Here is a 24,135-nt window from a genome sequence, read left to right as displayed (position 1 = left end):
GGCCGAGTGTTTTCGCGCTACCTGTCTTTAGTCCCCAACGGGACAAAACCGAAGTTATAATCTCATCATCGTTTGCAACTAGGATGTTCGAACGGTCCATTTGTGCTCGACACTTGGATTGAGGTTAAGATAGCTTTGACAAACTTTTGGCTAGAGAGACTGATGCTGTCTAGGATTGCTGGTATGTCCATTGATTCAGTTTGTCAAAGTTTGAGCTCGTTATTCATCGGAAGTCGCTTTGGTGCGGACACCAAAGCTGGCAAAAACGCTTAACTACCTCACCTTTTTTTGCACCGAGGATGTGAGAAAAGTCGATTTGTAATCGACAGTTAGCGGCTGATTCCTGATCAACTAATACACTGATAACTAGCCATGGTGCAAGGCTGTTGGGGATGCTGAAATGAATTCAGCATGACGGAGTGATTGACTTTTCTCCTAACCATGAAGCACGGCTCAATTTGTTAAAAAAAACGTTGATGAAAATTGACCAGATATAGTTCTTCTGTTGCACGCGTAACAGCCGTATATAGCCAGCGCAAATACTCACGGTCTACCATATCATCGGTAAGGTAGCCCTGGTCCACAAACACAGCAGGCCACTGCCCACCCTGCGACTTATGGCAGGTTAAAGCATAGGCGAACTTAACCTGCAAGGCATTTAAATAAGGGTCGTTTTTAATGGCTTTTGCACGCTCTACCTTTGTGGCTACATCGGCATAATCTTCCGATACTCGCTCATAAAGCTCTCGGTATTTTTTATCGTTCAGCGATGCCTCTTCAGTGTAAAGCGTATCCAGTATCACTTTTGCCTCAAAGGGCTCCTGGTCGGGGTAATCTAGCAAGCGAAGCCTCAGTTCTACAAAGCGTAAATCGTAGAGTTCTTCAAAGCGAATGATTTTAAGTACTTCCACAAAATCACCATTCGCTAAAAAACCAGCCGGAGTATTTTCTGGCAAAAAGCGATAGTTATTCCTCACAATCATCAGCAAGTCACCCGCCTCTAATTCATCCTCTCGGTACTGAATGACCCTCCGGATATATTGGTTGTATTGCACGGCATTCTTGTTGCTTCTGCAAATAATGGCGGTGTTTTCCGTTCCATACTTATCGTATGCATAGCGCAGCCCATCTTCCAAACGCTCGCCTGTCATTTTAAAAATATCCTTAAAGCGACTCGTGGCAAATTTTGGAGCAAAAGCTTCCTTACTGAGTTCATTCCTCAAGTTGGTGGCATTAAAAAGAATTCCAGAAGATTCTTCTTGGCGCATCACTTCAGTCAGCTCCCAATAGTTGATATCCGACTTATATTTCGCCTTTAAGTAGTTCTGCTCCAAAGCCGGGCTTTCTACAGTTCCTACTGGTGGTAACTGCGCCACATCACCAATCAGCATCAGTCGGTTGCCTTCTTGCGAAAACACATAATCCATCAATTCTTCAAGCAATCCGTTCTTTCCATACTCGGATTGGTCGGCAATCATAGAGGCTTCATCCACAATGAACAGCGTATTTTTGTGGTAGTTCTTTTGCCTTTTAAATTGAAGTCCACCACCTGGTTCGGCCGTTTGCTGAAAAATCTTTTTATGAATAGTGAAAGCCGTTCGCTTAGCGTAGCCCGACATTACCTTTGCAGCACGCCCAGTAGGCGCCATTAACACATAGCGATAATTGAAAAACGGCAACATTTTAACCACTGCACTAACCACTGTGGTTTTTCCTGTACCCGCATAGCCCCGCAGAATCAACACTGGATTATGCTGTTTTTGGTCTAACAGAAACTCATCGAACAACTGAAAAAGGCCACGCTGACCTTTCGTTGGTTCGAATGGAAACTTACTGAGTAATATTTCGGACGGCTTAGCCAATACTGTTGACGGATTTTAACGGTGACTTTCTGCTAAACAAGATAGGTATTGCTACCTTGAGGCAAATATATTGATAGCTGTAGAAAGCACCATATGAACACAACCGAAAGCAGTATTGAACAAGTGTATGGCGAAAAGCTCCGCGTGCGGGTTTGTGGCATTTGCATTAAAAACAATCAAATTTTGCTCGTAAAACATAGGTCGCTAGGCCAAACGGGCACGCTTTACGCACCACCTGGCGGTGGTATGGAATATGGCGAGTCGGCAAAAGAAGCTTTGGAAAGAGAATTTTTGGAAGAAACTCATTTGGAAATTACAGTGAAAGACTTTCTTTTTGTGCATGAATACCTCGATCCGCCTCTACATGGAATCGAACTGTTTTTTCTGGTAGAGCCTGTTGGAGGAAAACTCATGCTGGGTAACGACCCAGAGATGGATAAGGATAGTCAGTTAATTACGGAAGTGGGATATTTTTCGTTGGCGGAACTCCGTTCAAACAATCTTAAAAGCCTCCATTACGTTTTACAGAATATTAATGACCTGAATACGCTCATTAATCAAAAAGGCTATTTCAAATTTCATGAATAATCCATAAAATAGCGGTTCGAATAGTTATGGATTACCTAGATTATTAGTTAATATTGCAAAAGTCAACCTTAAAAAATGAACCTAACTAAAATACTAACCTTAGTTCTCTTTATTGGAGCCTTAGCTGTAGGCTACCTACTTTTTGATAGCATTAACACTACTATTGAAGAAGCAAAGAAGACAGAAAGAATTGAAAATGCTGTTAAAGCTCGTCTTGAGCTTATCAGAAGTGTACAAGAGGCCTATCAAAGTACTTACGGTGACTATGCCGATACTTGGGAAAAGCTTATTGCTTATGCTGATACTGGTAGCATTTACTTGATTCAAAGAAGAGAAGAAATCAAAATGTTGGCGTACGGTGCTGAAGAGTCTACCTTCTTTTACGATACACTTGATGTGGTTTCAGTAAAAGACTCTCTTTTCAAGCAGCCATTCGACTTGAAGAAACTTCCTGAGTTGCCTCACGCACCTGGTAAGTACTTCTCACTTTACGTAAAAGATTCAATCCGTTCTGGTGTTAATGTAGACTACATTGAAGTTGTAGATACTTACCCTTACGACAGAACAAGAACTGATGATGCTGAAATTGACAGCAGAAGACCTCTTCGCTTCGGTTCTAGAACAGACATTACAACAGCAGGTAACTGGCAATAAGCTGTGGCAACGGCCAATACCGAGCAAATAATATCAATTAAAGACGAAAGACTGGATATTGATCTAATCGATCAGTATCGTCTTTCGTTTTTCATTTCTGCGCGTGCGTGTCAAATCACTGTGTTTGATGTAAAAAAGAAGAAGCTTCTACTTTTTGAGCATAGAGAGTTCGACTCGAGCCTTAGCGTAACCGCAAATCTGGAAATGATCCACAAGGATCATATTCTTATTGCAGCAGGTTTTTGGAAGGAAATACAGGTATTTGTGAGAAACGATAAGTTTTCACTAATACCCAATCCGGTTTTCGATAAGTCGCTACTTTACGAATATGTAAGACTGAATGCCGAAACGGATCCGGAAAAGCATGCTTACCACTTTAAAATGCTAGACGATTTTAACTTGTCTATCGCTTTTGGCTATTCAGCCAATATCAAAAAGTGGTTTCAGAATAAATACCCTAATGTTTCTACCTTCTTTAGCCATCAGGCAGTGGCTTATTTAAAAGGCATAAACAATCAGCTTAAGGAAAAGGCGAGCGCAAGCTTATACCTAAACCTTAACCACCACGAAGCACTTATTGCGGGCTTCAACCTTCAAAAAGTGGCCATTTACAATCAGTTTGGTTTTAAGGATGCCAAACACTTAGTAAAAATTGTACTGCTCACTATTCAGCAGTTCAGCCAAGAAGGACAAAGCACTCCTATTTTGCTAACAGGAGTAAAAGAGAAAGTAGACCTTTACTTACCGGTTTTCAAAAAGTACTTTAAGCACATAGAGTTGGGCAAACGACCAGACAATGTGGTGATGCACCCCATCTTTAACGAGCTTGAGCCGTATGAATACTTTGAGGTATTCTCGAATCTATAATTTACACCTATGAAACGTATTGCCCTGTTCCCCGGCTCTTTTGATCCATTTACCAAAGGCCACGAAGACATTGTTTTGAGGGGGCTCAAATTATTCGATGAGATCATCATTGCCATTGGCTACAATAGCCAAAAGCAAAACCGCTATTTCGAAATTGAGTACATGGAGCAAAAGATCATCGAAACCTTTGCGCACCAGCCCAACGTTTCGGTAATCGTATATAGTGAGCTTACCGCTGAGCTTGCCACTAAATACAATGCCAAGTACATTTTAAGGGGACTGAGAAATACTACCGACTTTGAGTACGAAAACAGTATTTCACAAGTAAATAGAGATTTGAACGAAGAACTGGAAACGGTATTTCTAATTACATCGCCAGAGTTAGCAGCGGTGAACTCCTCGATTGTTCGCGAAGTGCACCGCTACGGAGGCCATGTACAAAAATACTTGCCTTATATGCTCTGAGAAGACAGCTGTTTCTTCTTTCGGAACTTCTTATAAACGTGCTTAATAGACTCAAAGGTATTGTACATAGCTACATCTACCTCCTTTTTGGTCATCCACTTTACTTCGGTAATACCTTCTTCAAATTGTGGCGCCATTTTCGAGTCGTCTAAGCATTCCATCTGAAACCAAACGGTTTTTTTCAGTATGCTTTTCTCTCCCTTTGTATAGGTGTGCCAAGTGGTGCAAACTTTGTCTTTCAACCTTACCTTCACATTGCACTCCTCTTCCACTTCGCGTTTGGCCCCCATTTCTACCGACTCCTTGCCTTCTATCTTCCCTTTAGGTAAATCCCATTTACCCAAACGGTGAATCATCAACAGTTTTCCATCACCATAAACCACTCCACCGGCAGCTTTAATGATCTTAAACTTACTTTTGATGTACTCAACAGAATCAGTGTAGTTTTCGGTTTCAATGGTTACCGACTCCAGCAATTTCAATTTCTTGTTGTGAAGAATAAAAAGTATCGACTTAATCACCGCATTATTCGCATTTAGAATAAGCAGCTTGCCTTTAAAAAGCTTCTCGTTAATTAATAAGTCATCTGCTTCAAGAACCACATCGTACTCCTCTTGCTTTCCGATGTTCTCAGGTTGTTTAATCCTGAGTGGCTTGTCTTTGATGTAGATTCGCATTCAGCAAAATTTTGCTTCCAATATGAGGAAAAAATCTTAACTAAGTAAAAACCTAAGGGCTCATTTTGATAAAATAACTAGTAAATTCGCGCCATGGAAAATTCAGAAAAGATGAAGGAAGTTGCGTTGAAAGTAGCGTCAGAATTATTAAGAATAGAAGCCATAAAACTGAGCGTTGAAAATCCATTTACTTGGGCTTCGGGCTGGAAGTCTCCTATTTACTGCGACAACCGCCTTTCGCTATCTTTTCCTGAGATTAGAACTTACATAAAGTCTAAATTAGCCGAGGCTGTAAAAACCCATTTCCCGGATGCAGAAGCCATTGCCGGAGTTGCCACGGCAGGTATTCCTCAAGGTGCTTTGTTGGCCGAAGAATTAGGTTTACCATTTTTATATGTTCGCTCTAAACCAAAAGGCCACGGTATGGAAAACCTGATTGAAGGTAAAGCCATTGAAGGCCAAAAGGTGGTAGTTATTGAAGACCTTATTTCCACCGGAGGAAGCTCAATTAAAGCCTCTGAAGCGCTAAAAGTTGCAAAAGTAGAAGTACTGGGCATGTTGGCAATCTTCACCTACGGTTTCCCTCTGGCTGATGAAAACTTTGAAAAAGCCGGCATTGAACTACACACCCTAAGCGACTACTCTACCATGCTAGAAATTGCCAAAGACCTAGGCTATGTTGGAGTAAAAGACTTGGCTTCTCTCGAAGAGTGGAGAAAAGACCCTTCTGTTTGGGGTAAGTAAAATTGGCGAGCCGGTTGACTAGTGAACTAGTAGATTAGGGAATTGGTAAACTGGTGAATTGGTAAACTAGTAGAGTGTTAAATTAGGGAGTTCTTGAACTGGTAAACAGTAATTGAGCGGTGGATACACCCTCAGTCCCTGAAGGGATGCCACAGTTTCAGATTCTCTGACTTCCGACTTCCGTCTTCGGTCTCCCGTCTTTTTACCTGCCGCAACTTGTGTAGGCAGGCTGTCTTCCGACTTTCAAAACTTCTCTTCTATTCCTAAACCGAAGAGGGCGAAGTCGTACTTCACCGGGTCATTTGGATCGAACTGGCGAAGGTTTTCGGTAAGTTCAAGTGCCATTTGCCAATCGCTTTGTTGGCGGGCAACCAAGCCTAGCTTGCGCGCTACGCGCTCAACATGCACATCGCATGGGCATACCAATTGACTGGGCTTTATCCTTTGCCAAAGTCCAAAATCCACTCCATTTTCATCATTCCGTACCATCCAGCGCAAAAACATATTCAACCGCTTACAAGCCGACTTTCTGGCCGGTGTAGCAATATGCTTTGTCGTTCTTTGTGGTGCATCAGGCAAGCTGAAAAATAAGTCTCTAAAACCGATCAGGCCAGATTCAATCGTTGCTGATTGGTCATTCATTCCTGTAAGAAAAGCATCTTCCAAAGATTCATTCTCCGAATAGAGCCATTTGAGTACCTCAATAAAGTAAAGTGTATCTACATCGTTAAAAGTCCTATGCTTAAAGTTTAGGAAGGGTTTTAAGTCCGCATCCGTATGACTTAGAATAAAATCATGCGGACTGTTATCCATCATTTCAAATAGCTCGCGGCATTTATTAATAATGGTTTTGCGTTGCCCCCATGCTAAAATAGAAGCCCAAAAACCCGTGATCTCAATATCCTGCTTTTTAGCATACTGATGTGGAATAGTAATCGGGTCGTTGGGAATAAAGCCAGGGTCGTTGTACTGCCCAACTTTCATGTCGAGAAAGTCTTTTAACTCCTCAAATTGCTGAGCGCTCATTTAGTTGAAATAGCTCAATTCAACCCTAAAGCGCTTATCAATGGCTTTCAGGTTATCATAAGCCCTTTTATTCAGCTTAATGATCACATTTTCATTATCGGTAGTTTCAGGAATTGTACCTACTACACGCACGTACACCGTAAGGTCATTCATTAAGTTTCTCACCTTAATAACAGTACCAATTTTGGCTGTTCTGTGTAAAGCAAAGAACTTAGAAGATGGCTCATCTTCCTCAATTACTTCGGCAACACCCTCTACCTCATATTGCTTAAATTCGCTACCTGGATAGTTGTTTTGAGGTGCTTCTTCAATCACAAGCACTTCATCTGTCTTTGGAGTTTCAGTTGGTTGCTCGCTAGGTGCAGTTGTTGTCGGTGTTACTTCTTCTGGCTGCTCGGTAGTTGTTTGTGGCTGGCTAACTTCTTGAGGAGAAACTGCCTTTTCTTGCCTAATCTTAAGCTTTTGGTTTAGCGCCAATGAGTTGGACGAAAGGCTATTCCATGCTTTAATATCCGCTACTGCAACATTGTATTTTCTAGAAATGGCGAAAAGTGTTTCACCCGCAGCTACTGTGTGAGTAATTTCATTGGTAACAGTAGCACTGGCTGGCGCAGCACTTACATTGCCGCCATAAGGAATCTTTAATGTTTGCCCCACTTGCAACCCACTCGCCAATGTTGGGTTTTCTTTCTTTATAGCATCTACAGAAGTCAGGTATCTTTTGGAAAGCGAATAAAGCGTTTGGCCAGAAAGCACTTTATGAATCACAAAGTTTTTCCCTCCTTCTTGCTCCATTCTTAAAGAATCTGTTTGTGCAGATACACTTGTAAGACCAACAACTAACAATATGATTAGTGAATAAAATTTCCTCATGCTATTTCAACTGATAAAAGATGATTTCTCTTTTTTCCTTAACAAATATAAGGGCTTGATTTACGATAAAAAATGTACCAGAAGCAAGGCCATTCAAATCATTTTCCATGATTTCGTGAAGCAGTAAATTTCCCTCCACATCAAATACGAACAAATGCAGCGAATAGGTATCTTCTTCCTTAAAATTTCCGCTAATTAAAATTAGCTCGTTATGTTCGAGGTAGTCGATGCCACCGACCAATTCCACCCCGCACTTTTTCTGAAGAAACCTATTTAGTGTTGCCGCATGCTTCGATTCAGCCTCATAGGTTAAGGGAAAAGCCGCTGCTTCGTCCTGCTTAGAAGGTATTAACTCCTCCACTAATTGCCCCGTGGCAATTTCAATCAGGGCGGCATCACCCTCTTCGGACGTATAGCGTAACACTTTGTCGTTAACCATTTGCAGCTTAACCTGCTCTATGGACCACAGTGCTTCTTCCTGTTCTACATCAAAAGCAAAGGCGGTGCGCGCCTCTATATCTTGCGTATCGTTATAAGTCTGAAAGACCACGAAATCGCCAGTAAATTGGTAAGCACTTATCCACCACGATTCTTCAAAAGCTAAATTCTGCCAAAGAAACTCCTGCTTACTTATTTCGAACAAAGCAAAACTCACCTCAAGTGCTTGGCTATCTCTGGTGGTTATTAGCAGCCGATCACCCGCCTGACGAATCTCCCAGATGTCAGTTAAAAACGGTAATGAAAAATCAGGTTCAAGTTGAATTGACAATGCCTTTCTTTGTAATTTGAAGCAAAAATACGGGAATATAGTGGGCATCAAAGGAATTAAAAATGTAGTGCGGGCAATTGTAGCTACCAGCATATTATTGCTAACCACAGTAGCTTGGCTGAGTGCACAGGAAAAGGATAAGGACAAACGAATTTTCGTCATGGAGATTCGTGGCGACATAGATCCTCGTATGAATCGCTATGTTGACCTAGCACTTACCCAAGCCACCGAAATAGATGCCGACATTGTAATAATTGATATGGACACCTATGGTGGTGCCGTAAACGATGCCAACGATATTCGAACAAGAATTTTAGAATACGACAAGCCAGTTTGGGTGTACATCAACAACGATGCAGCCTCTGCCGGAGCGTTAATTTCCATTGCTTGCGATAGCATTTACATGGTGCCAGGAGCCAACATTGGAGCCGCTACAGTGGTAAATGGAACCGATGGCAGCCAAGCACCAGACAAATACCAATCTTACATGCGTAGTATTATGCGCTCTACAGCCGAAGAAAACGGCCGTGACCCGCTAATTGCCGAAGGCATGGTTGACGAACGCGTGGAGATTGATGGCGTAACGGAGGACGGCAAAATCATCACCTTTACCACTACGGAAGCTATTAAAAATGGCTATTGCGAAGCAGAAGTAGCCAGTATTCGAGACATCATAGAGAAGAATGCCATTTACGATTATGAGCTAATTGAGTACGAACTTTCTGGTACAGAAAAGATCATTGCCTTCTTTTTAAACCCTGTGGTAAGTGGTCTGCTCATTTTGGTAATTACCGGTGGAATTTTCTTTGAGCTACAAACACCCGGAGTTGGTTTTCCATTGGCCGCAGCAGGCGTAGCACTGGTTTTGTACTTGGTACCTTACTACCTCAATGGCCTAGCAAGCAACTGGGAAATTGCGGCTTTCTTTGTCGGTATTGTTTTAATAGCGCTCGAAATATTCGTGATTCCTGGGTTTGGCGTGGCCGGTATTCTTGGTATTATTTGTACCGTTGGCTCGCTCATTTTTATGATGCTTGGCAACGACAATTTCAACTTTGACTACGTGCCAACCGGTGAAATTACCGAAGCTGCAACTGTAGTAATGGTAGGCGTTTTCGGCTCTATTTTGCTGCTTATACTTTTTGGATATAGAATTACACAGTCCAAAATGTTTAGCAGAGTAGCCTTAATGAATACACAGCAAAAATCGGAAGGTTATACGGCAACTTTCTACACCGAAAACCTTGTTGGAAAAGCAGGTGTTGCGGCAACCATACTACGCCCAAGTGGAAGGGTTGAAATTGAGGACGAAATTTATGATGCCTACACCCGAGGAGAATATATTGAGCAGGGCGAAAAAGTAAAAGTGGTAAAACAAGAAGGTACTTCCTTACAAGTAAGAGCAATTAAATCATGAAAAACGAGCAAGATTTTACAGCAGAAAGCTTAGCAATAGCTGGTGGTTATGATGCAACTTCAGCACACAACTCCATCAAACCTCCAATTTACCAAACCTCTACTTTCAAGTTTAATACTGCAGAAGAAGGCAAAGCATTCTTTCAAAAAGCTACAGGTGAGGCCCCTTTAGAGGAACGTAACGCCAGCCTAATTTACACCCGCTTAAACCACCCAAATGCCATTACCGCAGAGTACCGTTTGGCCAAGCTAGATGGCGCAGAAGATGCTGCTTTCTTTGAAAGTGGCATGGCGGCAATTTCTACTACCTTGCTTACCTTTTGCAATGCGGGCGACCTTATTTTAATGTCCACTCCCCTTTATGGCGGCACCGATGCGTTTATTAAAAAGCATTTGGTGAATTTTGGAATCGATTATGTAGAATTCGACCCAAGTGACACCAAAGAGCAGATAAAAGAGAAGCTTATGGCGCACCAAAACGCCAAAAAACTCAAGGTGATTTATGTGGAAACCCCAGCTAACCCAACACTCGCCCTTACCGACATTAGTGCGCTTGACGAATTAAGGCAGGAGATCAATCAAGAAGGCATTCACCCAGTAATTGTTGCTGACAACACCTACATGGGACCTATTTTCCAAAAGCCACTTGCCCACGGTGCAGACATAAATGTTTACTCAGCTACCAAATACATTGGCGGGCATAGCGACATTATTGCTGGCGCAGCTTCTGGTAAAGACATTTACCTAAAAGAAATCAAAAAGAAACGTGCCATTTTAGGCAACACCGCCTCGCCTTTTACCTCTTGGCTTTTGAGCAGAAGTTTAGAAACAATAGGCCTGAGAATGGAAAAGCAAGCAGCCAATGCGGCCAAACTTGCAGACTTCCTGGCGGGGCACCCTAATGTAGAAAGGCTTCACTTTTTGGGCACTTTAACAGAAGAAGATGCCGATTATGGGCTTTATAAAAAGCAGTACACCTCGGCCGGGGCAATGATGGCCGTAGAAATAAAAGGAGGAGAATCCGAAGCCTTTAGGTTTTTAAACGCGCTGCAGCTGGTGCAACTGGCCATATCTCTGGGCAGTACCGAAACCCTGGCCTCGCACCCCTACACCATGAGCAGCTCTAACATGGACGAAGCGGATAGGCTAAAGTCTGGTATTACGCCAAACCTTGTTAGAATTTCGGTGGGTATAGAAAACCCTGAAGACATAATAAAGGATGTAAAGCAGGCACTAAGTGCCGTTTGATCGACATTTCGAAACACTTCTTTCTAACACTTTTTTGAAAGAGAAATAGCCACGACCTAATTTGCACCAAATTATGGCAGAACAACAAACGCTATACGATAGTATTGGAGAAGACAACATTCTTCAGCTTGTAGATGACTTTTACGAGGGAATAGAAAAAGATCAAGTTCTTCGTAAACTATACCCTGAAGACCTAGAACCGGCTAAAAACCGGCTAAAACTATTCTTCATCCAAGCCCTTGGAGGCCGCCAAACCTATACTGACGAACGTGGCCACCCGATGCTTCGCAGGCGCCACTTCCAGTGGGAAATAGGTGAAAAAGAAGCCACACTTTGGCTCAGTCATATGAACGATGCGTTAAAAAAAGCGAACTTCTCAGAGCCCTTGAAAGATGCTTTTTGGGAGTATGTGTACAAGGCAGCACTGCATATGATTAATAAGTAAAACCGCTTAGGTCTAAAGGCTTTCTTCCATGAGCCTTATTGGGTATATTGTTTTGAACGGTTTATCGTTCTTACCTTATAATCAACCGCCATGAAGAAGCTTGTTTACTTAGAAAAAGACCTTGAAGAACTATTTACCGACCTACATGCTTCTGGACTATGGAAGGATGGCAAAGAAATTTCAGACGCCATTAGCTACGATTCGCCTGATAAAATATTGAAGGCTTATAGAAAGCTTAAGGGCCAACCAAATTTCGATCTGCAGGCATTTTACAATGAGTACTTTCTAAAGTTCGCACCGAACGACAGCAACTACCAAAGCGATACCAGCAAACCAATTGAAGATCATATTGAGAAGCTTTGGGCTGTATTGCAGCGCACGCCCGAAGTTGAAGACTTCTACTCTACTCGCATACCGCTTCCCCATCCATACATTGTTCCTGGTGGTAGATTCAACGAAATTTATTACTGGGATAGTTATTTCACCATGCTGGGCTTGGCCGAAAGTGGCAAGGTTGAAATGATTGAACACATGGTAGACAATTTTAGCTGGATGCTAAATGAAATTGGGTTTATCCCCAACGGCAACAGAACCTATTATTTAGGGCGATCTCAACCGCCTTTCTTTTCCCTAATGGTTGATTTGCTGGCAAAAATAAAAGGACTAGAAACGCTTGAAAATTATGCCGGAGCGCTTGAAAAAGAATACAGTTTCTGGATGGAAGGCGCAAACCAGTTGCATCAGACAAAGCGTGCCCATAAGCGTACTCTTTGGCTTGGCGAAGGAGAAATCCTAAACCGCTACTTCGACAATATCTCAAGCCCTAGGGCCGAAATGTACCAAGATGATATAGCACTAATTGAGAAAAAGGGCGCTGAAGGCCAAACCACTTTACTGAACATTCGCGCAGCATGTGAATCGGGTTGGGATTTTAGTTCAAGATGGTGCAAAGTGCCAAACGACCTAGGCACAATCCGTACTACCGAGCTAATACCTGTAGACTTAAACTGCCTGCTCTACCATTTGGAATTGATGATAAGTAAGGCCAATGAACTAAAAGGTGATGAGCCTAGAGCAGCAAGCTTTGAAAGTAAGGCCAATGCCAGACAGGCTGCCATTCTAAAGTATTGTTGGAATGAAACCACCCAGTGTTTTTCAGATTTTGACTGGATAAATAGCGAATGCACAGCTTCTATTAATGCCGCAATGGTTTACCCTCTGTACTTTAAAATCGCAACCAAAGCTCAGGCTGAAGCCTGCGCCAAAACGTTGGAAACAGCACTACTTGCAGATGGTGGATTACTAACCACAAACATCGCCTCTGGCCAGCAATGGGATGCACCAAATGGCTGGGCACCACTACAGTGGATGGCCATTCAAGGTTTGAGAAATTACGGTCTGAATGAGCTAGCCAATACGATCAAAACAAGATGGGTTGCACTCAATAAAAAGGTATTTCAGAACACAGGAAAACTAATGGAAAAGTACAACGTGGCCGATACCTCTTTATTAAGTGGCGGTGGTGAGTATCCGGTTCAAGACGGTTTTGGTTGGACAAACGGGGTTTTGCTAAAACTACTTTCTGAATAAATCTATCAATACGCCAAAAACAATCTCTATTGATAATCAGTTATTTGAAAAAATATTCATCATGAAAAAAGCAGTGATTCTATCCTTGGTATTAGTACTTACCTTTGCCTTTACCGGCTGCAAAAACGATGATGACCCTTCCGAAGAAGTGAAATTCAGCCTTATTGTAAACAATAATACACAACAGAGCATAGATGTATACCTTAAGGATGATGTAACAGCTACTAGCACTTTTATTAATCAAGGGACAGTTGTTGCCGGAGGCAGTAAAACCGTTGCCAACTTAGTTATCAGCGTAAATTACACCGTTAGAGCTGTTGCCGTTGGTGGAGATCCTGAAGCTGGTCCTTTCTTGCTTAACCAAACATTCTCGAGCAGTAACAATAGCAACATAACATACAATGTGGATTAATATCTTCCCAAGAAGCTAAAAACCAACACTAAAATATTGAGCTTTAAGATAACCACGTGAATTTCATTCTAAAGGCTTATCTTAAACCATGCACCTACAAGACAAAACCATATGGATTACAGGTGCCTCGTCTGGCATAGGTGAGGCACTTACCAAACAACTATCAAAGCATCGTGTCAATCTCATTATTTCATCGAGAAGAACCGAGGAACTTACACGTGTAAAAAGCGAGTGCGCTAATCAAGAACGTATCGCCATCGTTCAGCTTGACTTGTCCCAATCTCACACCTTTGAGGAAACAACAAAAATGGCTATAGCTGCCTTTGGCCAGGTTGATGTTTTGATTAATAATGGAGGTCGCAGCCAACGCTCGTTGGTAAAAGACACCCTGCTGCAAGTTGATCGGGATTTAATGGAAGTAAATTATTTTGGTTCTGTTGGTTTAACCAAAGCCTTGTTGCCACACATGTTAGCAAAGGGCAGTGGTCACTTTGTGGTTGTCACCAGCCTCACTGGTATTTTCGGTACCCCATACCGTTCTGGCTATGCTGCCAGCAAACACGCACTCCATGGTTTTTTCGATAGTATGCGAGCCGAGCTCGAAGATAGTGGCATTAAGGTCACCATTGCCGCACCGGGTTTTGTGAAAACTAACGTTTCGGTTAATGCTTTTACTGGTGATGGCACTCAGCTCGGCAGTATGGACGATGCCCAAGCCAATGGACTTACTGCAGATGCATGTGCCGCAGCAATTATTAAAGCCATGATGAAACAAAAGCGAGAAGTGTATATAGGCCGAGAATCTTATGGAGCATACGCCAAGCGCTTTTTACCCGGTCTTTTCGCCAGAATAATTAAAAAAGCGAAGGTGCGGTAGATAACCCTTTTTGTCATTCCCCCGAAGGCGAAAGTTTTTCTGATATAAATACTGCCCTTGAAACTCTCTAGCACGTTGTTGTACTTGTTTGCACCGCAACTAGTAAGCACTCGTCATTCCCAGCTTGACTGGGAATCTCTAAGGCTAATTATAACCTTCAATATCTTCCCACAAATCCTTCAGCTTAGGATTAAAAGCTGTAATCAACTCTTCCTTCCATTTTCGGTTCCACTTTTTCAAAACCTTTTCTCTTTTAATAGCCGATTCTATATGACCAAATACTTCATAGTAGATTAAGGAGTAACAATGATATTTCTTAGTAAAGGCTCCTTAAGTCATTTTTATGTTGGTAAACACGGGCTTCCAAATCAGATGTTACGCCTATATATAATACAGTTCTACTTTTATTAGACATTATGTAAACATATCCACCTTTTGGCATTCCGTTGTGTTTATTGAAATTTAGCCAAAACCGTGAGGGATTCCCAGTCAAGCTGGGAATGACGCTACAGCCTCTTCCAGCCTAATTTAGTAGCAATACTAAATAGCACTTCTTAAATTCAAGCATGCGAAACTTATTAACCACAATTCTTTTTATTTCTTGTATTTCACTAGCTGCCCAAACGGCTAAAGACACCAAGCTTGTAGTTCGTACACAGGCCAAAGACGCCAAATTTATTGGTGCCAGCATGGGCGGTTCCATGATTATAGTAAGAGACGCCACTACCAACGAAGTGCTGGCCAAAGGCTTAACTCAAGGTGGAACCGGAAACACCACAACCATAATGAACACACCAAGGGAAAGATATGCTAGCATTACTGAAGGCACTGCTTTTTTTGAAACCACTTTGCGTTTGGAAAAACCCCTTTTCGTTAATATTGAGGCAATTGGCCCCTTTAATCACGAAGAGTCACGTGTAGTTTCGCAAACACAAGTTTGGCTGGTACCAGGCAAACATATGGATAGTGATGGTGTGATTTTGGAGATTCCTGGCTTTGTAATTGACGGCCTTTACCCACAAACGCATCAGGGCTTTTCTATTGAAAAAGACAAAACGGTAGAACTAAAAGTAAATATGGTAATGATGTGTGGCTGTACTATTTCCAAAGATGGTCTTTGGGATTCGGAAGCTATTGAGGTTGAGGCCAATATTTATGTTGATGGTACCTATTGGAAAACCATTCCAATGCATATTTCGGAACAGGTAAACACCTTTGTTACAACGTTAGCTCTGGAGAAAATCGGTAGTCATGAAGTAGTGGTAACGGCTTACCATCCAAGTTCTAAAAACACTGGTGTTGAGCAACTCAACTTTAGAGTAAGCAACTAAGTCTGTTTATTCTTTTTGGCTTGTAAAGTTTTGCCTGTAACATAACCAAGGCCAAAAGGGATAAAGAGAATAATGGCTAAAATGAGGGCAATGTAGAACAACACGCTCGAAACCATATCCTTTACTTGTACCATTACGTTATTGGCAAAATCATCAGCCAAACTATTGGCCTCATCCACTAATATTGCCCGTTCCCTTGCAACTAGGCTATCTAGCTTTTCTCTTTCACGAGCTATAATAGTGTCCATAGCGAGCCTTTCTTCACCCAGTTTGTTCATTGAACGGGCCAGTTCATAGCGCAATCCATTGAACATTGGCTGCATATCTCGCGCAAATGAAGCTATTGCCTGATCCAGCAGCTCGGGAGAATTATTCGCTATCCGCACCAATGCATCAATGCGAGCGTTTAGGCTATCAGCAATCGCATATACATTCAGCGAATCCATGCCTTGCTCTCTTAAGGTAAGCTCAGTATTCCATTTAATTTGTTTACCGATTTTCTGGGATGCATAAGACATTCGGCTGTTCAAATCGGCCATTACTTCGGAAAGCGAACCCACAGTAGCAACAGCTAAACTGTCAGGTGTTTTTCGAAAATCCAGATAAGATGCGCGAACGGGCGAATGCGTGAAGCCATTCTGCTCAAAATTAGTGGTGGCTACAAAATCATACACGAACTGCTTATGCTTACTGAACTCCTTTTCGGACATCATATTTGCAGCAATCGACTCCACCTGTCTTACATTCTCACTGTTTACCTTTCTTATTACCTCAATTTCTTCTCCCAGCATTTGCTCACCATAGATTCCATTTAAAAATTGGTCCATTTCTAGCATCAGTGCCCAAGTATCCATCAATGCTATTCTCGGTGAAGTTTGAAAACCAACTTTTCCAAAATTGTCTACAGCATAAATTTTCCACCTCAGAGCATTCATTTTCACTTCCTTGCTAGCAGAATTGGCAATTAAGCTGTCGGCCGCACGTTCAATTCTTTCAGATGCCTCGCCAACAAATGCTTGTGTTCTAAGGCGAATATTCAACTCGGTTTTAGACAATGGCTCTTGCGCACTTTCAATTGTCAAGAGTTTACAAGATGAAACCGAAATCAATATGAGTACCAGTACTGAGGGAAGTAACTTTCGCATAGCCGTAGATTCGTTTATTTAAAATTAAAACATAATGACCAAGATAAAACACACCTACATTATCAAATCTATAAATTCTCAAACTACCAGTTGAACTAAACCAAGCCAACAAATCGTTAACAGGAAATCTACAATTATTATGCATAGCACAACCCTGTTATGCGTTTTTGAGTATACCTTTGCGACTTTAAACACCCTTTGCAGCCATGCTGAACGATAGAAAAACCACCAACCTTTTATTACTCGCTATAGTAATTCCGCTCTTTTTCTATTTGCTGAAAATTCTCTCGTTTATTTTCATTCCGCTGGTATCATCAATGTTTATTGCATTGCTGTTTTTGCCGCTAATGCGCTGGTTTAAAAGAAAGGGCGTTCCAAAATTTGTCAGTATTACTGTTGTCATCTTAATCATTATTGCGGCATTCAGAATTGGTGGTGGGCTTATTAAACTTTCAAGTGCAGAAATATTAGCGACAGACAACGCTTATTTTGATAAGGCCAAGGTGAAAATCAGTTCTCTACTATATTCTCTGGGCAATTTTGTGGGTTTAGATTTTCTCAAAAGCATGGAAACCCCGCAAGACTTAGTGAGTAAAGATGCCATAATGAAGAGCTTGGCTCCTACTGTAGACTTTATTAGCAGCACCATTTCCATGATTCTCTCTACGTTGTTCTTTGTACTTCTTTTACTAGCAGAATCAATGGATGTTCAGAAAATCATGAACTCCACTATTCTCAAAAAGCAATTTGCCAGCGTAAAAACCTTTATGAAAATTGAGCGCGACCTGATAAAATTCATCAAGGTTAAGTTCTTTATAAGTCTATTTACCGGTATTGGAATTGGCATTGCCTGCTGGGCCTTTGGGGTTAGTTTCCCTATTTTCTGGGGAGTTTTTGCCTTTGCCATAAACTTCTTACAGTTGGTTGGCTCTGTTATTACGGTAGTCTTATTAGCTATTTTCGCCTTTGTCGAAATTGAGAGTTCATCTATACTCCTGTTCTTTGTGCTCACCTGCACGGGGGTTCAGGTACTGTTTGGGGGAATACTTGAGCCAGTATTTATGGGACGTTCCTTCTCAATCAATGTGGTTACCATTTTAGTAATGCTTATGCTTTGGGGGAATATTTGGGGAATTGCTGGCTTGATTATGTCCATTCCGATTACGGTGTTCCTAAAAATCATAATGGAGCAGTACAAGAGCACGCGCGTCATTGCTCAGCTTATTTCGGGCAATACAGTAGCCATTGTGCTTCCACCAATCAACAAAAAACAGATTAAAACATAGTGTGCTAATATTGGCAGGAAAGCGCTTTGGTGTTTATCTTGAGCTGAATTCTTGCCAATATGAAAAAGTTCTTCCTCGGGCTACTACTTCTATTTTTAGGATTTGTAGCCTACATTCTCATCAACACTTTTGCTACCACCAGTAAGCAAATTACCGTTGAACCTATAACTAAAATTGACATCGAACAAGATGCCATTTCGCGGTTTCAGCAGGCATTGCGCATTCAAACCATCTCGCACGAAAATGTAGAAGACTTTGATTCAACTGCGTTCAGTGCATTTAATCAGTTGATTATTGACAACTACCCAATGGTCGATTCGCTTTTGGAGCATCAGTACTTTAGTGAATACAGCCATTTGTATAAATGGGAAGGCAAAAAACCAAGCCTAAAGCCCGTGGTATTAATGGGCCACTTAGACGTAGTGCCAATTGCATCGCCCGATAAATGGACGGTAGATCCATTTGCCGGCACTATTAAGGACGACATTATCTGGGGACGCGGCACAATCGATGATAAGTTCACCGTAATCGGGATTTTAGAAGCGACTGAAATGTTGCTAAAGGAGGGCTTTAAACCTGAAAGAACATTCTACTTCTCCTTTGGCCACGATGAAGAAGTTAGCGGCAAGTATGGTGCGGTTAAAATAGCCCAATACATGCAAGAACAAGGAATTGAGGCCGAGTTTGTAATGGACGAAGGCTATGCAGTAACCCAAAAATTAGTGCCAGGCATAGACAAAGATGTAGCCATGATTGGTGTGGCCGAAAAAGGCATAACCTCTATTGCACTGCAAGTAGATATGAAAGGTGGTCATAGCTCTCAACCAGCCAAAGAAACAGCCATTGATGTATTGGCAAATGCCGTAGCCAAGCTCAAAGCCAATCCGTTACCCGCTACTTTTAGCGAGCCAATGGAAGGGTTTATGGATGCACTGGGGCCAGAAATGGGCTTTGTAAACAGAATGGCTTTTGCCAACAGAGGAATATTCAAATCTATCATTCTTTCAACTTATGAGGGAGCTGGCGGATCAGGAAATGCCCTGATAAGAACCACAACTTCGCCAACCATTTTTCAGGCTGGTATTAAAGAGAACGTTATTCCAACTACGGCTAGAGCTGTGGTCAACTTCCGCATTATACCCGGGCAAACCGCTGAAGAAGTGAAACAACACGTAGTGAGCACCATAAACGATCCCCGTGTTACGGTGGCCTTTCACGGCTTTAACAACGATCCATCAGCAGTTTCGCCACACAACGTTGAGGCCTACGAGCTAATCAATAAAACCATCAAACAGATTTTCCCCGAAACACTAACTGCTCCAAACCTTGTAATTGGCGCCACAGACTCCAGACACTTTAGTGGGGTGAGCAAGAATATATATCGATTTGTGCCGTACCACATCAATGAGCAGAATATTGACAGTTTTCATGGTATTGACGAGCATATCCCTGTAGAGGACTATAAAGATGCCATTCGTTTTTACAGACAGCTTATGCTCAACACGAAATAAAAGGTTGACACAAAGGTTAGAAACTCATAAACCAAAAGAATCTGTCTGTTAAATGCACTGCAATCAACAAACAGATTCTTGTTATAGGCTCCCCCCTAGGGAAGCCACCTCTTAAAAAAAGAAGTTAGTTAGCTTCTGGGTAGCTTAAAACCAAGCGCTTCCTAAGTTTCGGAAAGGCCATGGTATAGAGGCCAAAATTATAATCAAACCAATAAGGAAGAAGGTAGAAATCGCACCAAACTTCTTAGCATCGGTAGCTGCTTTTTTCGCTTTGCTGTGGCCAATACTAATCAGTGCAATGGCAATGAGCATTCCTAATACGTGCTCTACAGCAAAGAACCTCAACACCGAGCTCTGCATAAATCCTTCAGTAAAACTTACTTTAGGACTAATGAAATATAACACCAACCCGATTACAAACTGTAAGTGTACAAGCCCCATTGCCATGGCAGAAAGCTTTCTATCCTTTGGTGTCCATGTGCCATTTTTCTTTTTCGAAAAAGCATTAAAAATGGCCGCAATAAGTAGTATTAATACCAACCATCTAAGGCCTGAGTGTGCATGAAGAAGTCCGTTGTACATAGTGGTTCTGTTTGTTGTTGCCAGCAAAGTAAGTACAGAAAGTTGAGAAATAAGAGACAAAGTTAATTTACTCTGGTACTCCTCCGCTCATTTTTGAAAGCTCCTCAAAGCTCATTTTACGGTATCCATCAGGAATAGCGAAGTTGCTAGGGTCTGGTTTTTTCTCATCAATGCTAACGGCCACAATTTGCATTGTCATTCCTTCAACTTCTGTTTCGTATTCAAGTGGAAAGCCTTTCAGTTCGCTAAAGTCCTTATGCGGAGCATCAATCTTCTCAGTATACCAAACCAATACCCCTGTACCGTCAGCATTTATCACTTGAGCTTTTTTGCAGTTATACCCCACAATCTTTTTGGTGCCTTCTAAATAGTTAATCTTTGGCTTCTCTGTTGATTTGGCTTCTTCTGCCTCCACTTGCTCTCGACTCATATGCACATGAGTTTTCTGCCCCATCATGTCCATTAAAACATCGGCCTCTTTGGTATCTTCATCAGTCAAAACAACTTGGGTTCCCATTCCCATCCCCATTTCCTGGAAAATTCTTGTCTTAGAGCCCAAAATCATCATTTCCATTCTTTGGGGCAGCATATCATCCATTCCCTGCATGTCTTCAGGCATTTTTAAATAATTGATTTCATAAACAATGGTACCATGAAATGGCGCTACCGGCTCAACCTTGGCGGTTGTAAAAGACACAACCGATAAAATGAGAATAGAAATTAATGCTTTCATAAGAGTTAAATTTATCCAAGATACACATCCTTTTTCTCAGCACTCCACCGTACAAAAAATTAATTGAAACGCTAATCATTCGAGTCATTCACTTATCCGTATTTTGTCTACTGGCTCACCAAACATACGTTAATACCAGTATGTCAACCGCATTCGACTATATAGGCCAAGTAAAAAGAAACACTCCCAAAATTCCGTTTGAGAAAGGCAGAAAAGTTTATGGAGTAAATATGGAGGATGCACCCAGAAAGAATACTCCCAACAAACCCAACACCGACTTTACCGCCCTACTTGCTTTGAGAAAACGCAATGCGAACAAAAGCTTTAGGGCAAGCAAAAGGGCTGCAGTTTTTACAGCCCTTGGCATGATACTTTTTCTAATTGTGCTATTAGTTTCAACTATGGAAAGACTCCCCTAAAACTTAAGGGCAGCATAGCCTTTAAGCTGATAAGTGGTAAGTGTTGTAAGCATTGAGGTAGCCGTTTCTAAACCCGGAGCCAATGTTTCCGGAGCAATGCTTCTACCACGCATAGATTGCGAGCAAACCACGATTTTAACCCCTGCATCTTGCAACTCCTTAAAAAGCGGAATGTGTGGGTTGTCTACATTGAACTTCTGCTTATAAGCATCATTGTCCAACACCGACCATACGGCCCCTCCGTGAATAGCCAGAACAACCTTCATGTTTTCCTTAGGCACTCCCCCCATGGCATGCAGGTTCATCATGCGGGCAACATTTATCAACGAATAAAACGGCTCTCCTTTATTAGCATCTCCAGTGGCTATGTCTACTACAATTTTATACTCCAATGCAGGATCAGGCTTTTCAGTAGCGTATTGCGCATCGAAAATACCTCCATAACTTTTAATCACAGGATTAACCATGTCTTGCGCATTCGCAGTGTACGCGAAACACACCATCAGGGCGGATAAGAAGATTTTAGGGAACAGTTTCATATTTCGGCAGTTTTTGATGCCTCAATAGACTGAATAAAACTGATTTAATCAAGCCAAAAAATGTAAATACAGACGAAAAGTACCTCAAAGTGAAAGTCACTTTCCTTTCATTTAGAAAGCAGCCCTAACAGCATACACACTTTTTACCCATTACCGATTGACTGCAAATACGATTTGAATTTTATACCAATTGGTATATATTTGATATACCATGACAAAATCAGAGCATACCAAACGGTTTATTATTGAAAAAGTAGCCCATATCTTTAACAAGAAAGGCGCCTATGGTACATCCCTGAGCGACATTACCAAAGCTACAGGCCTAACCAAAGGCGCAGTTTATGGCAACTTCCAAGACAAAGACACTTTGGCCGAAGCATGCTTTGATCATAACTTAAAGTTCTTTCAAAAAGGCCTTTATAAAGCCATTGCCACACAAGGCAATGCATGGCATAAACTAGAAATGGTTTTTGCTTTTTATGAAGAGGGCTTTCCCTTTGTTTACGCGAACGGTGGCTGCGCCCTTATGAACAGTGCTGTTGAAGCAGATGACGGCTACCCTTTGCTAAAACAAAGAACCCGAAGCACTTTTGAAAACTGGCAGAAAGAAATGGAGGGTGTAATTAGAGAAGGACAAACCACTGGTGAGTTTAGCCGAACAGCCAACCCCACCAGTATTGCCAGATTAATAATTGGGGGAATTGAAGGTGCCATTTTGGTAGCCAAAAGCACGCAAGACATGGACAGCTTTCCCAAAACACTAAATCATTTGAAAACTATTATTGAAAAGGAATTGAAATAATGAAAAGAGTTGTAATCACAGGTATTGGAGCACTTACTCCAATTGGAAATAACCTAAATGACTATTGGAACAACCTGAAGTCTGGAGTAAGTGGCTCAGGCCCAATTACCCGTTTCGACACAAGTAAATTTAAAACGCATTTTGCATGCGAGTTGAAAGACTTCAACATAGATGACCACATTCCGCGTAGCGAGTCGCGCAAATATGATAGGTTTACCTCCTATGCATTGGTAGCCGCTGAAGAAGCTGTTAAACATGCTGGAATTGACTTTGAAAGCCTAAACAGGAACAAAATTGGCGTGATCTGGGGTTCGGGAAATGGTGGTATTGAAACATTTTCTGAAGAAATGATTGACTATACTAAGCGAGATGAAAACCCGCGCTTCAACCCTTTCTTCATTCCCAAAATAATTGCCGACATAGCTTCTGGAGTTATCTCTATGAAGTACGGTTTACGAGGCATTAACTTCACCTGTATTTCAGCATGCGCCACCTCCACCACTGCGATTATCGATGCGTTCAACTACATTCGCTGGGGCAAAGCAAACATGATTATCACTGGTGGATCTGAGGCTCCGATTACCGTGGCCGGACTTGGCGGATTTAACGCATCCAGGGCACTAAGCACCAATAACGATGAGGCTTCTACGGCATCAAGGCCATTTGATAAAACCCGCGATGGGTTTGTGATGGGCGAAGGTGCTGGCGCTTTGGTTCTAGAAGAATATGAGCATGCAATAGCGCGAGGAGCAAACATTATTGCAGAAGTAGCTGGTGGCGGAATGGCAGCAGATGCCTACCACCTTACAGGTACTCACCCTGAAGGAGAAGGTGCTTTTTTAGGCATGAACGAGGCGCTAGACGATGCCAATATAACAGCGGCCGACATTGACCATATTAACATGCACGCCACCTCCACCCCTATAGGTGATCAGAGCGAGTTGATTGCGGTAGAACGCGTTTTCGGAATCAATCCAAAGCTTAAACTATCGGCTACAAAATCTATGACAGGGCACTTATTAGGCGCTGCAGGAGCCATTGAAGCCATTGCCTGTATCAAAGCTATTGAAGAAGGCGTGGTGCCACCTACTATTAACACTAAAGAAGTTGATGAAGATTGGGCTGACAAGTTTGACTTAACACTTGGTAAAGCGCAAAAGCATGACATAAGATATGCCATGAGTAACACCTTTGGGTTTGGTGGACATATCGCCACCGCAATCTTTAAGGGATACGAGGCATAATACCTACTTTAAACCAAAGAAAAAGGGGCG

27 protein-coding genes are annotated in these 24,135 nt (G+C 42.0%); 17 read left to right on the top strand and 10 right to left on the bottom strand.

Translation table 11 applies throughout. The features are described from left to right. Positions 1-461 precede the first annotated feature (461 nt). Positions 462-1,862, bottom strand: a complete 1,401-nt coding sequence (locus BMW98_RS08730; protein WP_090258110.1) for an ATP-dependent DNA helicase — start codon at positions 1,860-1,862, stop codon at positions 462-464. Positions 1,863-1,955: 93 nt separating this feature from the next. Between BMW98_RS08730 and BMW98_RS08725 the strand changes: the two genes are divergently transcribed. From BMW98_RS08725 to coaD, 4 genes are all read left to right on the top strand, one after another. Continuing rightward, positions 1,956-2,450, top strand: a complete 495-nt coding sequence (locus BMW98_RS08725; RefSeq protein ID WP_090258109.1) for an NUDIX domain-containing protein — start codon at positions 1,956-1,958, stop codon at positions 2,448-2,450. A 75-nt stretch (positions 2,451-2,525) separates the two neighbouring features. Further along, a complete protein-coding gene (locus BMW98_RS08720) occupies positions 2,526-3,104 on the top strand; it encodes a hypothetical protein (protein WP_090258108.1) in 579 nt (192 codons plus the stop codon). Between the two features lie 3 nt (positions 3,105-3,107). After that, complete coding sequence (locus BMW98_RS08715) at positions 3,108-3,971, top strand: DUF3822 family protein (RefSeq protein ID WP_090258107.1); 864 nt, start codon at positions 3,108-3,110, stop codon at positions 3,969-3,971. A 9-nt stretch (positions 3,972-3,980) separates the two neighbouring features. Beyond that, positions 3,981-4,436, top strand: coding sequence for a pantetheine-phosphate adenylyltransferase (gene coaD / locus BMW98_RS08710; RefSeq protein ID WP_090258106.1), 456 nt, complete (start codon positions 3,981-3,983; stop codon positions 4,434-4,436). On the opposite strand, the gene BMW98_RS08705 is transcribed toward coaD, so the two are convergent. Next, on the bottom strand, positions 4,424-5,113 hold the full coding sequence (locus BMW98_RS08705; RefSeq protein WP_090258105.1) for an NUDIX hydrolase: 690 nt from the start codon (positions 5,111-5,113) through the stop codon (positions 4,424-4,426). The two genes, coaD and BMW98_RS08705, sit on opposite strands and share 13 nt — an antisense overlap. Before the next feature lie 93 nt (positions 5,114-5,206). On the opposite strand from BMW98_RS08705, the gene pyrE reads away from it, so the two are divergent. Next, positions 5,207-5,857, top strand: coding sequence for an orotate phosphoribosyltransferase (gene pyrE / locus BMW98_RS08700; protein WP_245733519.1), 651 nt, complete (start codon positions 5,207-5,209; stop codon positions 5,855-5,857). A gap of 243 nt (positions 5,858-6,100) precedes the next feature. Here pyrE and BMW98_RS08695 read toward each other — a convergent pair whose 3' ends face one another. Genes BMW98_RS08695 through BMW98_RS08685 form a run of 3 tightly spaced genes read right to left on the bottom strand, consistent with a single transcriptional unit; the run spans position 6,101 to position 8,705 of the window. Beyond that, positions 6,101-6,883 carry a TIGR02757 family protein gene (locus BMW98_RS08695; RefSeq protein WP_090258104.1) on the bottom strand — a complete coding sequence of 261 codons (783 nt, stop codon included), beginning with the start codon at positions 6,881-6,883 and terminating at the stop codon, positions 6,101-6,103. Next, positions 6,884-7,756, bottom strand: coding sequence for a LysM peptidoglycan-binding domain-containing protein (locus tag BMW98_RS08690; RefSeq protein WP_090258103.1), 873 nt, complete (start codon positions 7,754-7,756; stop codon positions 6,884-6,886). 1 nt (position 7,757) lies between these two features. Beyond that, positions 7,758-8,705, bottom strand: a complete 948-nt coding sequence (locus BMW98_RS08685; RefSeq protein WP_139177458.1) for a DUF4905 domain-containing protein — start codon at positions 8,703-8,705, stop codon at positions 7,758-7,760. Between BMW98_RS08685 and BMW98_RS08680 the strand changes: the two genes are divergently transcribed. The 6 genes from BMW98_RS08680 to BMW98_RS08655 all read left to right on the top strand — a co-directional run bounded on the left by BMW98_RS08680 (position 8,686) and on the right by BMW98_RS08655 (position 14,513). Then, entirely contained in the window at positions 8,686-9,942 is a 1,257-nt protein-coding gene (locus BMW98_RS08680) for an NfeD family protein (protein WP_090258101.1), read from the top strand. The two genes, BMW98_RS08685 and BMW98_RS08680, sit on opposite strands and share 20 nt — an antisense overlap. Continuing rightward, a complete protein-coding gene (locus tag BMW98_RS08675; protein ID WP_090258100.1) occupies positions 9,939-11,189 on the top strand; it encodes an aminotransferase class I/II-fold pyridoxal phosphate-dependent enzyme in 1,251 nt (416 codons plus the stop codon). The genes BMW98_RS08680 and BMW98_RS08675 overlap by 4 nt, the downstream gene beginning before the upstream one ends. 73 nt (positions 11,190-11,262) lie before the next feature. Further along, a complete protein-coding gene (locus tag BMW98_RS08670; RefSeq protein WP_090258099.1) occupies positions 11,263-11,634 on the top strand; it encodes a globin domain-containing protein in 372 nt (123 codons plus the stop codon). A 90-nt stretch (positions 11,635-11,724) separates the two neighbouring features. Next, positions 11,725-13,224: an alpha,alpha-trehalase TreF gene (gene treF, locus BMW98_RS08665; RefSeq protein WP_090258098.1), complete on the top strand. Its 1,500-nt coding sequence runs from the start codon at positions 11,725-11,727 to the stop codon at positions 13,222-13,224. A 61-nt stretch (positions 13,225-13,285) separates the two neighbouring features. After that, the gene (locus tag BMW98_RS08660) at positions 13,286-13,636 is read left to right on the top strand and encodes a hypothetical protein (protein WP_090258097.1); all 351 of its coding nucleotides are present in this window, start codon (positions 13,286-13,288) and stop codon (positions 13,634-13,636) included. A gap of 88 nt (positions 13,637-13,724) precedes the next feature. After that, positions 13,725-14,513 carry an SDR family oxidoreductase gene (locus tag BMW98_RS08655; RefSeq protein ID WP_090258096.1) on the top strand — a complete coding sequence of 263 codons (789 nt, stop codon included), beginning with the start codon at positions 13,725-13,727 and terminating at the stop codon, positions 14,511-14,513. Between the two features lie 316 nt (positions 14,514-14,829). On the opposite strand, the gene BMW98_RS20675 is transcribed toward BMW98_RS08655, so the two are convergent. Then, positions 14,830-14,928, bottom strand: coding sequence for a GIY-YIG nuclease family protein (locus BMW98_RS20675; RefSeq protein ID WP_338060835.1), 99 nt, complete (start codon positions 14,926-14,928; stop codon positions 14,830-14,832). 151 nt (positions 14,929-15,079) lie between these two features. On the opposite strand from BMW98_RS20675, the gene BMW98_RS08645 reads away from it, so the two are divergent. Further along, complete coding sequence (locus BMW98_RS08645) at positions 15,080-15,844, top strand: hypothetical protein (protein ID WP_090258095.1); 765 nt, start codon at positions 15,080-15,082, stop codon at positions 15,842-15,844. Here BMW98_RS08645 and BMW98_RS08640 read toward each other — a convergent pair. Then, positions 15,841-16,989: a hypothetical protein gene (locus tag BMW98_RS08640; protein WP_090258094.1), complete on the bottom strand. Its 1,149-nt coding sequence runs from the start codon at positions 16,987-16,989 to the stop codon at positions 15,841-15,843. The two genes, BMW98_RS08645 and BMW98_RS08640, sit on opposite strands and share 4 nt — an antisense overlap. A 206-nt stretch (positions 16,990-17,195) precedes the next feature. Here BMW98_RS08640 and BMW98_RS08635 point away from each other — a divergent pair, with 206 nt between their 5' ends. Then, the gene (locus BMW98_RS08635) at positions 17,196-18,275 is read left to right on the top strand and encodes an AI-2E family transporter (RefSeq protein ID WP_222843609.1); all 1,080 of its coding nucleotides are present in this window, start codon (positions 17,196-17,198) and stop codon (positions 18,273-18,275) included. 59 nt (positions 18,276-18,334) lie between these two features. After that, entirely contained in the window at positions 18,335-19,786 is a 1,452-nt protein-coding gene (locus BMW98_RS08630) for a M20 family peptidase (protein ID WP_090258093.1), read from the top strand. A gap of 144 nt (positions 19,787-19,930) precedes the next feature. Here the strand turns inward: BMW98_RS08630 and BMW98_RS08625 are convergent, their stop codons facing one another. Further along, positions 19,931-20,368 (bottom strand): cytochrome B, encoded by a 438-nt coding sequence (locus BMW98_RS08625; protein ID WP_090258092.1) that lies wholly within the window; start codon positions 20,366-20,368, stop codon positions 19,931-19,933. A 67-nt stretch (positions 20,369-20,435) separates the two neighbouring features. Beyond that, positions 20,436-21,101 carry a DUF4412 domain-containing protein gene (locus BMW98_RS08620; RefSeq protein WP_090258091.1) on the bottom strand — a complete coding sequence of 222 codons (666 nt, stop codon included), beginning with the start codon at positions 21,099-21,101 and terminating at the stop codon, positions 20,436-20,438. 140 nt (positions 21,102-21,241) lie between these two features. Here BMW98_RS08620 and BMW98_RS08615 point away from each other — a divergent pair, with 140 nt between their 5' ends. Next, a complete protein-coding gene (locus BMW98_RS08615) occupies positions 21,242-21,520 on the top strand; it encodes a hypothetical protein (protein ID WP_090258090.1) in 279 nt (92 codons plus the stop codon). Here BMW98_RS08615 and BMW98_RS08610 read toward each other — a convergent pair. Beyond that, positions 21,517-22,059 carry a DsrE family protein gene (locus tag BMW98_RS08610; protein ID WP_090258089.1) on the bottom strand — a complete coding sequence of 181 codons (543 nt, stop codon included), beginning with the start codon at positions 22,057-22,059 and terminating at the stop codon, positions 21,517-21,519. The two genes, BMW98_RS08615 and BMW98_RS08610, sit on opposite strands and share 4 nt — an antisense overlap. A 211-nt stretch (positions 22,060-22,270) precedes the next feature. On the opposite strand from BMW98_RS08610, the gene BMW98_RS08605 reads away from it, so the two are divergent. Further along, positions 22,271-22,861: a TetR/AcrR family transcriptional regulator gene (locus BMW98_RS08605; protein WP_090258088.1), complete on the top strand. Its 591-nt coding sequence runs from the start codon at positions 22,271-22,273 to the stop codon at positions 22,859-22,861. Then, on the top strand, positions 22,861-24,105 hold the full coding sequence (gene fabF, locus BMW98_RS08600) for a beta-ketoacyl-ACP synthase II (protein ID WP_090258087.1): 1,245 nt from the start codon (positions 22,861-22,863) through the stop codon (positions 24,103-24,105). The genes BMW98_RS08605 and fabF overlap by 1 nt, the downstream gene beginning before the upstream one ends. The last annotated feature ends 30 nt before the right edge of the window (positions 24,106-24,135 follow it).

It is taken from the genome of Roseivirga pacifica, assembly GCF_900111145.1.
In the GTDB taxonomy this organism is placed as follows: domain Bacteria; phylum Bacteroidota; class Bacteroidia; order Cytophagales; family Cyclobacteriaceae; genus Roseivirga; species Roseivirga pacifica.
This window is presented reverse-complemented; position numbering and strand designations above follow the sequence as displayed.